The sequence below is a fragment of the Streptomyces guryensis genome, from assembly GCF_021261325.1.
GTDB lineage: Bacteria > Actinomycetota > Actinomycetes > Streptomycetales > Streptomycetaceae > Streptomyces > Streptomyces guryensis.
Genome location: NZ_JAJSBI010000014.1, coordinates 163907 through 178077 on the forward strand (window position 1 = coordinate 163907; position 14171 = coordinate 178077).

The following is a 14171-nucleotide window of genomic DNA, read 5'->3' on the forward strand; positions in this document are numbered from 1 at the left end:
GACCTTCCTTGATCAGGTTCCATCAGATTCAGGTGGCCCCTTGGGCTCCGCAACTCGGGGATCACTCCCGGCAACCGTTCGGCCCAGTCAGGCGGCCGTGCAGGTCTGGTCGCCCAGCCTGAACGACGTGGGTTGCGCGTTCGACCCCGACCAGCTCCCGGTGAACCCGAAGCCCACGGACGAACCGGCCGCCACCGTGCCGTTCCAGCTCACGTTCTTCGCCGTCACCACCCCGCCCGACTGGGTGTAGTCGGCGTTCCACAGCTGGGTGATCTTCTGGCCGTCCGCGAAGGACCAGCCGAGTGACCAGCTGCTCCATGCGCTCGAACCCGTGTTGGTGAGCTGGACGTCGGCCTGGAAGCCGCCCGACCACTGGTTGGTGATCTTGTACGTCACCGTGCAGGCTCCGGTCGGTGTCGGGTCGGTGCCGCCACCGCCGCCGTTGTCGCCGCCTGCGCCGGTGTCGGACGTGTCGCCGTAGATGACGCCCCGCCCGTCGGTCGAGACGTACACCCGTCCGTAGACCCGCGGGTCACCCGTGATCGCCGCACCCGTCCAGCCCCACTGGTGGGCGTCGTCGTTGATGCGGGTCCAGGTCGCGCCCTTGTCGGTCGAGCGGAAGATGCCGCGCACGCCGCCGATCTTCGCGCTGGTGTAGAGGGTCTGGTACGAGGCCCCCGGCGCCGCCATGCCGAAGCCGACGGTGTCGGCCTGCTCGACGTTCGGCAGCTTGGTGAAGCTCGCCCCGCCGTCGGTGGAGTGCCACAGGCCGTACGCGCCGTCGGAGGCGCCGCCCGCGAGCCACACGTCACCCTTCGTACCGGGCAACGCCTTGAAGCGGACGCTGTCCCCGCTGGGGAGGCCGCCGGCCGAGGACGCGGTGAAGGTCGCTCCGCCGTCCGAACTGACGTAGAACGTCCCGGACTTGAAGCCGTAGAAGGTCTTCGGGTCGACTCGGTCGGACTCGACGGTCGCGCCGGAGGGGATGCCGCTCGACGCGGCCCAGGACGAGCCGAAACCGGTCGTGTACTGCACGCCGGCGCCGGCCGGGCTCCAGACGAACCGGCTGCCGTCCGAGGCCGCGGCCACCGTTCCGCCCCCTGACACACCCGAAGGGTCCGTCCCCGCGAACCAGTTGGACCCGTTGTCCGTCGAGAACGCGATGTGTGGTCCGGAGTCCAGGTTGCCGACCCGCACGACCGTGTTGGGGTTGGTCTCCGCGAAGTCGAGGCCGGTCGTCGTGGTGAACGTCGGCGAGGTGAACATCATCGACGGGGTCTTGGTCAGGTCCGTGTGCCGGAAGCCGCCGATGTCCCCGAGGGCGCTGAACAGCTGGGCGCCGCCCGACGGGGGAGCGGCGAGGTCGTTGACGGCCGTCTCCTCCAGCCCGCGCACCATGGGCTTGACGGTGAACTGGCCCCCGCTGTCCCACTTGGTGAGGTCCTCGGTGCCGTAGAGCGTCGCCCCGGTCCCGTACATCATCCGGTCCGAGTTGAACGGGTCGATCTCCAGCGACTCCGTCATCCAGCCCAGTTTCGGGGCCTGTTCGGGGGGTGAGGGGTTCGCGTTGAAGGTCAGCCAGGGGGACGACGAGACGTCCATCGTGTAGCGGTTCGAGCGGTTGGGATACGACGTGTAGTCCCACGCCTTCGTCCAGGTGCCGCCGCTGTCGGTGGAGCGGAAGATCTGCGTGTCCGGCCACCAGGAGCTGTAGGCCGTCGTCATGACCGTGCCGGGGTGCCGGCGGTCGACGGTCAGTCCGCTGAAGCCGTAGGACGTGTCGGCCTCGGCGACCGGGCTGATGTCGGTCCAGGTGCCGGTCGCGGTCGCGTACCGCCACAGCCGGCCCTTGCCGCCGTCGTAGGGGCCGCCCTTGTCGCTGTAGGCGAGATACAGATAGCCGTTCTGCGCGTCCAGCACACCCTTGTGCGCCAGATACCCCGTCGGCTGCCCGGCCAGCCTCGTCCAGCTCGCGCCCGCGTCCGTCGAGCGGTAGACCGCGTTGTCCTTGTCGGCGACCCCGACGTAGATGGTCTTCGTGGCCGTACCGGACGTACCGGTGGACTCGTCGAAGGTGACCCAGACGATCCCCTGGTTGTCGGAGGCGTACCCGCTCGTGTCGCTCGGATCCTGCACGTAGTTCCCCACGTCGGGGAAGGCGGTCACCTGCGACCAGGTCGCACCGGAGTCCGTCGACCGCCACAGCCCCTTCCCGCTGGGCGCCCCCAGATACAGCACGCTGTCCTTGTTCGGATCGATCGCGAGCCGCTCACCCATGCCCCGGCCGGGCATGTTCCCGCCGAGCTTGAACGGGAGGTCCGCCTTCTGCCAGCTGGCGCCCCGGTCGCCGGATCGCAGCACGGCACCGTTCGTGGGATCCCAGCTGTTGGTGTACGTCCCTACGGCCGCGTACACCTTGTTCGGATCGACGGAGTCGGAGGCCAGGCTGACGACACCGGTGTGCCCCCACTCGCCCCAGCCGACCGAGTCCAGCAGCGGCGTCCAGGTCTTCGTCGACTCCTGCCAGCGGTAGGCCCCGCCGATGTCGGTGCGGGCGTACGCCAGGTTCTTCTCACTGCGGTTGAAGACGATCCCGGGAACGAAACCACCCCCGTCGATCCGGGCGTTCTTCCAGGTGTACGTGTCCGCGGCGAGTTTCACTTTCGGGGTGCTGCCGGCGGCGAGCGCGGGTGGGGAGCCCGCCAGCAAGCCGGCCGTGAGGGCCAGCACAGCCGTGAGGATACGGGTTCTTCGCACGGTGGGGGTCCTTCCGTCGGGGGAACGCGCGAGTGCCGGGCGACCCCCAGTGCGGGTGGGGGCCGCCCGGCGATTGGCCCCGACGTCAGGTGCCGGGACCCACGTACGCAGAGCTTTCAGGCGGTTCCGCGAAACCGGGCGGTGAGCAGCGCCCCGACAGGGGCGCGGGGAACTGCGCGATCAACCACAACGGACCCGCGGTCAAAACACGGCCCTACCCGCGGAGCGCCTCGCGGGGACTATTCGAGAAGCTCTGCGTACGAACCCATGGCCAGGGCGATGTCCGCCTGAGCCCAGAACCGGTGATACGTGAACGACGGCGCCGCCCCGCCCGCCAGATACGCCTGGATCTTCGACCAGGCAGGGTCGTTCTTGTAGAACGACCGCAACGAGGCGAACGTCGAGGACGAGTTGATGACGTCCCCGTTCGGCATCTTGCCGCTCCACCCGCTCGGCACGTACACACTGTCGCCGAAGCGGTTGTAGTCGGCCCGGGTCTCCGGCACGGCGATACCGAGACCGTCCTGGTAGTTGTTCCACATCCCGTCCAGCAGCGCCTTCGCCGTGGTCTTCGCCGCCGTGTCACCGGACTTGGCGCCGTAGTACGTCAGCGTCTTGGCGTACGCGGCCGCCACACCGACGTCATTGGTGTAATCGGCGACCGTGACGTGAAGTCCGCTGTTGGAGCCGGGACTTGACGCGTTCCACGTGTCGGGCTGCCCCGACCACTGCAGCGTCGACGGGATCAGATAGGTGCCGTCCGGGTTGATCGTGGTCTTGGACAGCGCCCATTTGACCCACTTGTCGAGGATCGCCTTGGCCTGCGCGTTCCCCGTCTGCTGGTAGTACTCGGCGACCCGCTCCATCGACCACGCCTGGAAGCCGAACCACTGGTTGGACGGCGGGTCGTGGTAGACGGGCTCCCAGTCGTAGTACATGCCGTAGAAGGTCGGCGTACCGGCCGGCGGGGTCGCGTAACGGCCCGCCCAGCTGTTGGTCGCACCGCCCGCGATGGCGCCCTCGTCGGACTGCAGCCAGCGGTAGAACTCCAGCTGCCGGGTGAGCGAGGTGCCCCAGTCGGAGGCGCCCGTCGAGGACTTGGGCTTCAGATCGGCGTAGGAGCTCAGCGCGTACGCGGCCAGGGGGTTCTGGTAGCCGCCGTGCACATGACTGGAGCCGATGCGCCAGGCCCAGCCCGCGTTGGTGTCCGTGGCGCCGCCCCAGGCGTAGTACCAGGACAGCAGATAGTCGGAGGCGTCCTTGCCGGTCCCGGCCGGGCAGGTCGACGGACCGACACAGTTGCCGATCTTCTTGAAGTACTTGTCGTACATGGCGTAGCGCAGGTAGTCGCCCATCTTCGCGGCCTTGCCGACGGTCGCGGACACGTCACTGCCCTTGCCCTGCTGCTTCGCCCACACGTCGGCCCAGTACGCGGCCTGCACCGCACGCGCGTCGGCGTCCGGGGCGTCCGTGTACTTCCACTGCTTGGCGTACGACGAGTCGCCGGTGAACAGGTCCAGGTACCCGTTCGTACCGCCGTACTTGAAGGCGTCGCAGGTCGGCTGCGGCACCGTCTCCCACACCGACTCCTGCGCGCCGCGCTGGAAGGTGTTGATGAACGACGGTCCCTTCGCCGTCGGCCCGCCCTCGCACGTGCCGCCGGGCGTGTCGCCGTAGCCGTACGTGTTGTCGACGTCCTCCAGCCAGTGCATGCCGTACACGTCGTCCGTGCCGTACGCGCTCTTCAGCTCGCCCGCGATCGGATCGGAGCCGACCGAGACCGACGTGTCGAGCTTCGCCGGGTACTCGTTCGGGGTGTCCAGCTCGGGAGCGTAGGTCGCCGGCTTCGAGGCGTTGTAGAAGGAGTTGGTCGGCTGGTCGGCGTGGTTCGGGATCATGTACTTCTCCATGAGAGCCCAGGCGCCGTTGAACTTGGACCAGTCACCGGTGACCTTGCCGTACATCGCCTGGAGCCACAGCAGGTAGCTGTAGGCCTCCGACGTGGTCTCGTGGCCCTGGTCCGGGGCCTCGACGATCAGCGTCTCGACCGAGTGGTAGGGGATGCCCTCCGGTGAGAAGTAGCCGTTCGCCGGGTTGGTGATCTTCCCGTAGAGATCCAGGAAGCGGGCGTCGTACGCCTTCTGCGCGGCCAGCTCGGTCACCGTGACCGCTGCCTTCGTGTAGCCGGTCGCCGTCGACTCGAAGGACGCGGAACCGGTGCCGGAGGCGTCGGCGGTGATGGTCACCTTCTGCGCGGTGCTCCAGTTGGAGGGCGTGAACGTGAGCGTCGCGCCGCCGGTGACCGACAGGCCCGAGGCGCCGCTCGCACGGGCCGTCGTCACGGTCACATTGGCGCTCGGCTGCGTCGACAGCGTCACGTCGTAGGTGCCCGTTTTGCCCTGCTGGACGCCCAGTTGGGCCGGCGAGGCCACCACGGCGGGGCCCGAGGCGACCGTGATGCCGACGGGCGTCGACTCCGCGGACGCGCCCAGGCTGTCGTAGGCCTTCGCCACCAGCGAATGACTGCCCACGGTCAAGCCGGAGGCCGAGAGCGTGAACGGCGCGCTGGTGTCCGTGCCCAGCAGGGTCGTGTCGTCGTAGAACTCGACCTTGCTGATCGTCGCACTGTCGGCCGCGGCGGCGGTGGCCGCGAGCGGGACCGCGTCGCCCTGCGTGTAGACCGCGCCCGCGGTGGGGCTGGTCAGCACGGTGACCGGCGGCTGGTGCGCGCCGGCACAGGTGGTGCCGTTGATCGCGAAGCCGGTGGGGGCGGTGTTGGTGCCGCTGTAGGTGAACTGCGCGCCGGTGGAGACGGCGGCGCCCGCGGCGATCTTCGCGTTGTACCCGGCGTCCTTCACGGTGACCGACTGGCCCGACTGGGACCAGGTGCCGTTCCAGCCGTTGCTGAGCTTCTGGTTGCCGCTGTAGGCGTACGTCAGGGTCCAGCCGTCGATGGCGTCAGTGCCGCGGTTGGTGAGGGTCAGGTCCGCGGTGAAGCCGGAGCCCCAGTCGTTCGTCTTGTAGTCGACGCTGCACTGAAGTACCGCCGCATGAGCGGGGGTTGTGCCGGTGCCGAGCATCGTGAGCGGAAGAGCGAGGGCCGCCACCACGGCGGTCCACAACCGCCGAGCAGCTCTGTGTCTCCTTCTGGGCTTCATGTGCTGGTTCCTCCTTGCGGCTCGGAAAAGAGTGGGGGAGGGGAGGAGCAACAAGCCTTGAACCAGTGGGAGCGCTCCCATAGTGGGGACGGGCGCGAGGGTGGTCAAGGTGCTTGAAGAGTCGAAAAGATTCGACGGGTTTTAGGCGCGGTTCAGCTGAGGCAAAGTCAGGAAAGTCTGTGACTCCCCTGTCCTTTGCCGTCACTTGGCGCTAGCTTCATGGACACCAGTGGGAGCGATTCCATCAGTCGACGCGTCCGTCACGGCGCGCCCGAACTGCAAGGAGTCGCTCATGCGACACCCCCCGCGTTCAGGTCTTTTAACCGTTGCCGCAGCCGTGGCCCTGGTGGGCACTGCGGTCGCACCGGTCGTCACGGCACAGGGAGCCACGCCCGCCTGCTCGGTGGAGTACTCCGTCACCAGTCAGTGGGACAGCGGCTTCCAGGGTGCCGTGAAGATCACCAACAACACGACGGCCGTGAGCAGTTGGAGTGTCAGCTTCGACTTCGCGAACGCCCAGAAGGTCAGCCAGGGCTGGAACGCCAAGTGGTCCCAGTCCGGTGCCACGGTGACCGCGGCCAACGAGAGCTACAACGGCTCGCTGGCCACCGGCGCGAGCGTCAGCGCCGGGTTCCTCGCCTCCTGGTCGGGGACCAATGCCGAACCGACGTCGTTCAAGCTCAACGGGACGACGTGCAACGTCGATTCGGAGCCGTCCCCGCCGCCGACCGAGCCACCTGCCAGTGGTACCGCACCCGCCCTGCATGTCTCCGGGAACAAGCTCGTGGACGCCGACGGCAGGAACCGCCGGCTGCTCGGCGTCAACCGTTCCGGCGGCGAGTTCATGTGCGTGCAGGGCCGCGGCATCTGGGACGGCCCGGTCGACGACGCCGCGCTCAAGGCGATCGCCGACTGGAAGGCGAACGCCGTCCGCATCCCGCTCAACGAGGAGTGCTGGCTCGGCCTTTCCACCATCAAACCCGAGTACTCGGGCGCCAACTACATAGCCGCCGTCAAGGACCTGGTGGCCAAGGTGGAGGCGCACGGCATGACACCGATCCTCGACCTGCACTGGACCTACGGCCAGTACACCGGCAACTCCGCGGGCTGCTCCGACGTGCACGCCACCTGCCAGAAGCCGATGCCGGACATGCAGTACTCGCCGTCGTTCTGGTCGTCCGTGGCCAGCACCTTCAAGGCCGACCAGGCGGTCGTGTTCGACCTGTTCAACGAGCCGTACCCGGACCGGGCGACCTCCACCACCGCCCAGGCCTGGCAGTGCTGGAAGGACGGAGGCACCTGCCCCGGCATCGGCTACCAGGTCGCCGGCATGCAGGACCTCGTCGACTCGGTACGCGGCACGGGCGCCAAGAACGTCGTCATGGCCGGCGGTCTGGCGTACTCGAACGACCTCGGCCAGTGGCTGACGTACAAACCGACCGACCCGACAGGCAATCTCGTCGCCGCGTACCACGTCTACAACTTCAACACCTGCGCCAACGAGAGCTGCTGGAACTCCACCCTCGCCCCGGTCGCGGCCCAGGTGCCGCTGGTGGCCGGGGAGATCGGTGAGAACACCTGCTCGCACTCGTTCGTCGACCAGGTCATGAAGTGGTTCGACGACCGGGGCCTGTCCTATCTCGGCTGGACCTGGAACACCTGGGACTGCTCCTCCGGTCCCTCCCTGATCTCCAACTACGACGGGACCCCCACGTCGTACGGCACAGGGCTGCGCGATCACCTGCGCGCCATCAACCCGTAAGTCCCCTGTCCCGCAACTCCCGCATCGGAGAAGGAAACCCGCACTCATGAGTCCTACCAGAACAGCGTTACTCGCCGCCCTGGCGCTGGTCGCCGGGACCGCCGGGACCGCGACGGCCGTCGTCCCCGGCGACGCCTCCGCGGCCTCCGTCCCCTGCACCGTCGACTACAAGGTGCAGAACGACTGGGGCTCCGGCTTCACAGCCGCCGTCACTGTCACCAACAACACTGCCGCCAAGAGCAGTTGGGCGGTGAAGTGGTCGTACGCAGGCAACCAGAAGGTCACCAGCTTCTGGAACGCCAAGCTCACCCAGAGCGGTACGGCCGTCACCGCCGCCAACGAGACCTACAACGGCCAGCTTGCGACCGGCGGTTCGGCCAGCTTCGGCTTCCAGGGCTCCTACAGCGGCACCAACGCGCTGCCCACATCGTTCACGCTCGACGGCGTGACCTGCAACGTCGATGACGGCAGCGGGGGAGGCGGCGGGGGCGGCGGCACCCCTGACCCGAGCGGCCGCGTCGACAACCCGTACGCCGGCGCCAAGGTGTACGTGAACCCGGAGTGGTCCGCGCATGCCGCCGCAGAGCCGGGCGGAAGCAGGGTCTCCAACCAGCCCACCGGCGTCTGGCTCGACCGCATCGCCGCCATCAACGGCGTCAACGGCGGGATGGGCCTGCGCGCCCACCTCGACGCGGCCCTCGCGCAGAAGGGCAGCGGCGAGGAAGTCGTCCAGCTCGTCATCTACGACCTTCCCGGACGCGACTGCTCGGCCCTCGCCTCCAACGGCGAACTCGGGCCGACGGACATCGACAAGTACAAGACGCAGTTCATCGACCCGATCGCGGCGATCCTCGCGGACAGCAAGTACAGCTCGCTGCGGATCGTCACCACCGTCGAGCTCGACTCGCTGCCCAACCTGGTCACCAACACCGGCAGCCGGGCCACCGCAACTCCCGCGTGCGACACCATGCTCGCCAACGGCAACTACGTGAAGGGCGTCGGCTACGCGCTCGCCAAGCTCGGCGCGATCCCGAACGTCTACAACTACGTCGATGCCGGCCACCATGGCTGGCTCGGCTGGGACGACAACTTCGCGGCCTCCGCCAACGTGCTCAAGCAGGCGGCGACCAGCGAGGGCGCGACCGTCGACGACGTGCAGGGCTTCATCACCGACACGGCGAACTACAGCGCCCTGAAGGAGAACAACTTCAGCATCAACGACACGGTGAACGGCACGTCCGTGCGCCAGTCCAAGTGGGTCGACTGGAACCGGTACGTGGACGAGCTGTCGTACGCGCAGGCCTTCCGCAACGAACTGGTCTCCGTCGGCTTCAACTCCGGCATCGGCATGCTGATCGACACGTCCAGGAACGGGTGGGGCGGCACCGCCCGGCCCGCCGGTCCCGGCCCGACGACCAGTGTGGACGCGTATGTCGACGGCGGGCGCTACGACCGCCGTATCCACGTCGGCAACTGGTGCAACCAGTCCGGGGCCGGTCTCGGTGAGCGTCCTCAGGCCAGTCCGGCGGCCGGGATCGACGCCTATGTGTGGATGAAGCCTCCGGGTGAGTCCGACGGGTCCAGCTCCGCGATCCCGAACGACGAGGGCAAGGGCTTCGACCGCATGTGCGACCCGACGTACACAGGCAACCCCCGGAACAACAACAACATGTCGGGGGCGTTGCCCAACGCTCCGTTGTCGGGGCACTGGTTCTCGGCGCAGTTCCAGCAGCTGATGCAGAATGCGTACCCGCCGTTGTAGCGCCGGGAGAGCGGGCAGTGCCATGTCACATGGCACCGGACAGTGGAATGTGACATAGCACCAGCCGGTCGAATGCGACTCAGCACTGACGTGATCCGCCGAGGTCAGCCCTCCCGGGCCAGACCCCGGCGGATCGCGTACTCCACCGCCGAGTAGTCCCCGTCCGGCCGCTCCAGCTCGTAGGGAACGGCCGGCATCAGCGGCGGCTGCGCCATGAAGCGGGGGCGGGTGCCGTGGTTCGGCTGGGCCGCGTGGACCAGGAAGGGGTGGCAGAGGTAGACGTCGCCGGGGTTTCCGGTGGCGTACGCGAGGGGCCGGTGTGCGGAGGCCTCGACGATCTGCGGGGCGATCTTCAGCATGGAGACGCCCTTCTCGCCGTACGGCTCCAGGACGGGAGGTACGTCGAGGTGTGAGCCGACCCGGATGCGGGTGGGCGCGTCCTGCTCGGTGACCTCGGAGAAGAGGAACAGCATCAGCAGGGCGCGATCGCGTGAGCGCAGGTTGGTGTGGTACCAGCGGGTCTCGACACCGTCGGGCAGATAGCTTCCCTCGATGTGCCAGCCCGCGTCGTCCGGCTCCTCCGCGTGCGGGAACCGCAGCGGGAAGCTTCCGAGGGAGTAGCGCGGCATCCAGCGGCCCTCACCCACCAGCAGGTCGAACGCCTCGTGCAGGACAGGGGAGTTGACGGCCGCGGCGAACGGTCCCTGGGCCATGCCGCCCACCCGGACCACCGGGTCCTTCCAGGTGCCGGGGTCCTCGGGGTCGTACCCCGTCTCCTTCCACAGCAGCCGCGCGCAGTCCTCGGCGACCCGTGGCGGAAACGCCCTCTCGATCTTCACGAACCCGTCCGTGAGGAACCTCGCCACCAGTTCGTCGTCCATCGGGCCATGGTGGGTGACACGATCGGCCGCGCGCACCTGGTTTTTGCCGGCTCTTTTTGCCATGACGGCAACAGCGCTGGCTCTCACGCGGTGCGTCGGCGCACGCTGGGCGGCACCCGGAGAGAGGCTGACCCCCATGGCGTACGGACACCACCAGCACGGCGATCACGACCAGGGAAACCGCGACCACGGCAACCACGACCAGGGCAAGCACAGCCACGGCACGCACGGCCACGGCCATCACGATCACACCGACATCGACTGGGCCGAGATGGCTCCGCTGCTGGAATCGCAGGCGGAGCTGTTCACGTCCCTGTACGAGCGGGCCATGACCTGGCTGACCGACAAGCAGACCGAGCCGGGGCTGATCGTCGACGCGGGCAGCGGGCCCGGTGTCGTCGCCTGTCTGCTCGCCGAGGCGTTCCCAGGGGCCCGGGTCGTCGCGGTCGACGGCTCGGCACCGCTGCTGGAGCGGGCCCGTGCCCGCGCCGACCGACTGGGGGTCGGCGATCGCTTCGGCACGCTCACCGGTGAACTGCCCGGCGTACTCGACGAGTTGGACTACCCAGCCGATCTGCTGTGGGCCAGCCGCAGCCTGCACCACATCGGCGACCAGCGGGCAGCCCTGGCAGCGTTCGCCGCGCGGCTCGCGCCCGGCGGCACCCTGGCGATCATGGAGGGCGGTCTGCCCGCGCGGTTCCTGCCCCGCGACATCGGGATCGGCCGCCCCGGTCTGCAGGCCCGCCTCGACGTGCTGGAGGAGGAGTGGTTCGCCGAGATGCGGTCGAGCCTGCCCGGCGCGGTCGACGAGACCGAGGACTGGCCGGCCCTGATGTCCGCCGCGGGCCTGCGGCCCACCGGCACCCGCACCTTCCTGCTCGACCTGCCCGCCCCGGCCAGGGACCGCGCCCGCGCCTATGTCGCCGCCTCCCTCTCCCGCCTCCGCGACGGCCTCGGCGACCACCTCGACGCCACCGACCGAGCCACCCTCGACCAGCTCCTCGACCCCGACGACAAGGCGAGCGTCCATCACCGCCCGGACGTGTTCGTTCTGGCGGCACACACGGTGCACACGGCTGCCCACGCGATGTGAGGGGCGGCACCCCAACTGGATCTCAGCAAGCGATGGTTGGGGTGCCCCGATGCTCGTGCGCACCGAACCTCAGTTGTTCTGCAGGAACTTCTTCGCCAGCTGATCCCCCAGCGAGACGGCCGCGCTGTGGCTCTCGATGGGGGACACCTGCGAGTTCTTGAAGAGGATGTAGGTGACGCCGGAGTCGGCGCCGCCGGTCTCGGGGTTGGAATCGATGCCGAGGGCCTGGGCGGTGGCGTACGAGGCCTCGCCGATGATCTTCGTGGGGCCGGTGTCGCCGACGACGGCGTACTCGACCTTGTTGTTGTAGATCACGGCGACCACGCCGCCGCCTTTGATGCCGGCGGCTGAGTAGTTCCAGATGCTGCTGGAGCTGGGCACGACCACGTAAGGCAGCGAATCGGCCCTGAGCGGCTTGCCGTTGGACTGATGGAACGCCGTGTCGTCCTGGTACCAGGGGTCGGTGTTCTCGTTGCACTTCGAGGTGCGCTGTCCGTCGCAGTCGATGTCCATGTCGGCCTTCCAGAAGACCGCGCCGTTCTTGCCGCAGACGGGGATCGTGGCCGAAGTCTCGTCGTCCGTCCTGTACTTGCCGTTCGAGACCTGCTGACACGACGTCACCTTGGCGAGCAGGTCGGACGCGCTGACCGAGCCCTCCCGGATGGACGCCGGTCGTGCCGTACCGGAGGCGTTCGCGGGGAGTACTCCGGCGGCGAGCAGCGCGGCCCCGGAGGCCGCGGCGAGGGCCAGTGTTCGTATGCGCACTGTGGGGGACCCTTCTGTTAGGAAAGTTTCCTTACTCGGGTGCCGTACAAGGTGGCCCTCTTTGCGTGCTCCCGTCAACCCCTTGGTCTGGACTCCCCCCTCGCGACGCCGTAAGCGGCACTGATTGCAGCGGTTTGCCCGAGGGAGAAGACTGGAGAGACGGAATATCCAGATATGCGCCCGACTTCTGGGAGGCGAGGCGTCATGTTCGTTCGCACGGTGTATGCGACGGGGGATCCCGCGAAGGTCGACACGGCCATCAGGTCCTTGAACTCGCAGGGGCGGGATCTGCTGGAGGAGCGTCCGGGCTACCGGGGGGCCGGCATCTTCGTGGACCGGGAGCTCGGCAAGCTGCTGGCGGTGAGTTGGTGGGAGTCCGAGGAGGCCCGGCGCAACAGCGACGAGGTCATGCGTGAGCGGCGCGGCGCGCTACTGGAACCGTTCGCGGCGACGACCGCGGTCGAGAACTACGAGGCGGTGGTCTTCCACCGGGTGCGGCGGCCGGAGGCGGGCGGCGGACTGCGGATCACCAGGCTGGAGTTCGACCCCATGGACGCCGATCTGCTCGCGGACACGTTCCGGGCGTCGGTGGTCCCGAGGCTCGAGACCCTGCCGGGGCTGGCAGGGGCGTCCCTCCATGTCGACCGGGAGCGGGGGCGCGGCATGGTCGGCGCCCTGTTCGTGGATCGCAACGCCCTCGCCGCGTCCCGCGGACCCCAGGCGTCGGCCCGGCACGAGGGTGCGGCCAAGGCGCATGTGACCGTGATCGGACTGGAGGAGTTCGAGGTCGTCCACGCGGATGTGCGGGGCGACTGACGCGTCCCGTGCGGGAGTTCGGCCCGAGCGTCGTCTCCGGGCACGGGTCGGCCCCCGCTGAACGGCGGGGGCCGACCCGTGTACCGAAGCGGCCGTCAGGCCAGGTTGAATGCAGACGGGTCCGGGCCCAGGCGCCGGTCCTCGTTGAGCGCGCTGATCGCCGCGAGGTCCTCGGTGTCCAGGCTGAAGTCGAAGACCTCGATGTTCTCCTTGATCCGGGACGGCGTCACGGACTTGGGGATCACGACGTTGCCGAGCTGCAGGTGCCAGCGCAGCACGACCTGGGCCGGGGTGCGGCCGTGCTTCTGGGCGATGGCGACGATCGCCGGGACCTCCAGGAGGCCTTTGCCCTGGCCGAGCGGCGACCAGGCCTCGGTGGCGATGCCCTGCTCCGCGTGGTACTCGCGGGCCGCGTGCTGCTGCAGGTGCGGGTGCAGCTCGATCTGGTCGACCGCCGGGATGACCGACGTCTCGGCGATCAGCCGCCGAAGGTGGTCGGGCTCGAAGTTGGAGACGCCGATCGCCCGGATGCGGCCGTCGGCGTGCAGCTTCTCGAACGCCTTGTACGTGTCGACGTACTTGTCGCGTTCCGGCGTCGGCCAGTGGATCAGGTACAGGTCGACGTACTCCACGCCGAGCTTGTCCAGTGACGCGTCGAAGGCGCGCAGCGTGGAGTCGTACCCTTGGTCGCTGTTCCAGAGCTTGGTGGTGAGGAAGATGTCCTCGCGGGGGACGCCGGAGGCCGCGATCGCCTTGCCGGTGCCCTGTTCGTTGCCGTAGATCGCCGCTGTGTCGATGCTGCGGTACCCGGCCTCCAGTGCGGTGGCGACCGCCCGCTCCGCCTCGTCGTCCGGCACCTGCCAGACGCCGAAGCCCAGCTGGGGCATCTCGACGCCGTTGTTGAGGATGATCGGGGGGACCTTGCTGCTCACGAGCTCTTGATCCTTACGGTTGTCGTCAGGTGGTACTCCCATCGTCAACGATCACGGGCGGTCATGCATTCCTGACGGGAGAATCCGTCCGAACTGACCGCTGAGTCAGTTGAGGGATCCGGGGATTGTCCGGAAATGCATCCGACGTCTTCGGTCCGGACCATTGACGCCGACCCTCCCTCCCGCAACTCTGGATCGCGCCACCGGACGAGTTCATGAACCCGGTGCACTCATGTGAACACCTC

The 14171-nt window shown here is 68.4% G+C and carries 9 protein-coding genes; 4 read left to right on the plus strand and 5 right to left on the minus strand.

Annotated features, from left to right (window positions below; genetic code table 11):
* Positions 1–87: 87 nt before the first annotated feature.
* Entirely contained in the window at positions 88–2757 is a 2670-nt protein-coding gene (locus LJ657_RS26915) for a cellulose binding domain-containing protein (protein WP_232651327.1), read from the minus strand.
* Between the two features lie 239 nt (positions 2758–2996).
* Positions 2997–5915, minus strand: coding sequence for a glycoside hydrolase family 48 protein (locus LJ657_RS26920; protein ID WP_232651328.1), 2919 nt, complete (start codon positions 5913–5915; stop codon positions 2997–2999).
* 292 nt (positions 5916–6207) lie between these two features.
* On the opposite strand from LJ657_RS26920, the gene LJ657_RS26925 reads away from it, so the two are divergent.
* On the plus strand, positions 6208–7677 hold the full coding sequence (locus tag LJ657_RS26925) for a cellulase family glycosylhydrolase (protein ID WP_232651329.1): 1470 nt from the start codon (positions 6208–6210) through the stop codon (positions 7675–7677).
* A gap of 46 nt (positions 7678–7723) precedes the next feature.
* Positions 7724–9439 (plus strand): glycoside hydrolase family 6 protein, encoded by a 1716-nt coding sequence (locus LJ657_RS26930; protein WP_232651330.1) that lies wholly within the window; start codon positions 7724–7726, stop codon positions 9437–9439.
* A 104-nt stretch (positions 9440–9543) separates the two neighbouring features.
* Here the strand turns inward: LJ657_RS26930 and LJ657_RS26935 are convergent, their stop codons facing one another.
* Positions 9544–10320, minus strand: coding sequence for a phytanoyl-CoA dioxygenase family protein (locus LJ657_RS26935; RefSeq protein WP_232651331.1), 777 nt, complete (start codon positions 10318–10320; stop codon positions 9544–9546).
* Positions 10321–10456: 136 nt separating this feature from the next.
* Between LJ657_RS26935 and LJ657_RS26940 the strand changes: the two genes are divergently transcribed.
* A complete protein-coding gene (locus tag LJ657_RS26940) occupies positions 10457–11413 on the plus strand; it encodes a class I SAM-dependent methyltransferase (RefSeq protein ID WP_232651332.1) in 957 nt (318 codons plus the stop codon).
* A gap of 69 nt (positions 11414–11482) precedes the next feature.
* On the opposite strand, the gene LJ657_RS26945 is transcribed toward LJ657_RS26940, so the two are convergent.
* Positions 11483–12178: a glycoside hydrolase family 75 protein gene (locus tag LJ657_RS26945; protein ID WP_232651333.1), complete on the minus strand. Its 696-nt coding sequence runs from the start codon at positions 12176–12178 to the stop codon at positions 11483–11485.
* Positions 12179–12382: 204 nt separating this feature from the next.
* Between LJ657_RS26945 and LJ657_RS26950 the strand changes: the two genes are divergently transcribed.
* Positions 12383–12994, plus strand: coding sequence for a hypothetical protein (locus LJ657_RS26950; RefSeq protein ID WP_232651334.1), 612 nt, complete (start codon positions 12383–12385; stop codon positions 12992–12994).
* Positions 12995–13089: 95 nt separating this feature from the next.
* Here the strand turns inward: LJ657_RS26950 and LJ657_RS26955 are convergent, their stop codons facing one another.
* A complete protein-coding gene (locus LJ657_RS26955; RefSeq protein WP_308117086.1) occupies positions 13090–13926 on the minus strand; it encodes an aldo/keto reductase in 837 nt (278 codons plus the stop codon).
* Positions 13927–14171 lie beyond the last annotated feature (245 nt).

Excerpts from the sequence above, each read along its gene's own strand:
- LJ657_RS26950 (WP_232651334.1), top strand. The coding sequence starts at position 12,383 with ATGTTCGTTCGCACGGTGTATGCGACGGGGGATCCCGCGAAGGTCGAC.
- LJ657_RS26925 (WP_232651329.1), top strand. The coding sequence starts at position 6,208 with ATGCGACACCCCCCGCGTTCAGGTCTTTTAACCGTTGCCGCAGCCGTG.
- LJ657_RS26930 (WP_232651330.1), top strand. The coding sequence starts at position 7,724 with ATGAGTCCTACCAGAACAGCGTTACTCGCCGCCCTGGCGCTGGTCGCC.
- LJ657_RS26935 (WP_232651331.1), bottom strand. The coding sequence starts at position 10,320 with ATGGACGACGAACTGGTGGCGAGGTTCCTCACGGACGGGTTCGTGAAG.
- LJ657_RS26940 (WP_232651332.1), top strand. The coding sequence starts at position 10,457 with ATGGCGTACGGACACCACCAGCACGGCGATCACGACCAGGGAAACCGC.
- LJ657_RS26920 (WP_232651328.1), bottom strand. The coding sequence starts at position 5,915 with ATGAAGCCCAGAAGGAGACACAGAGCTGCTCGGCGGTTGTGGACCGCC.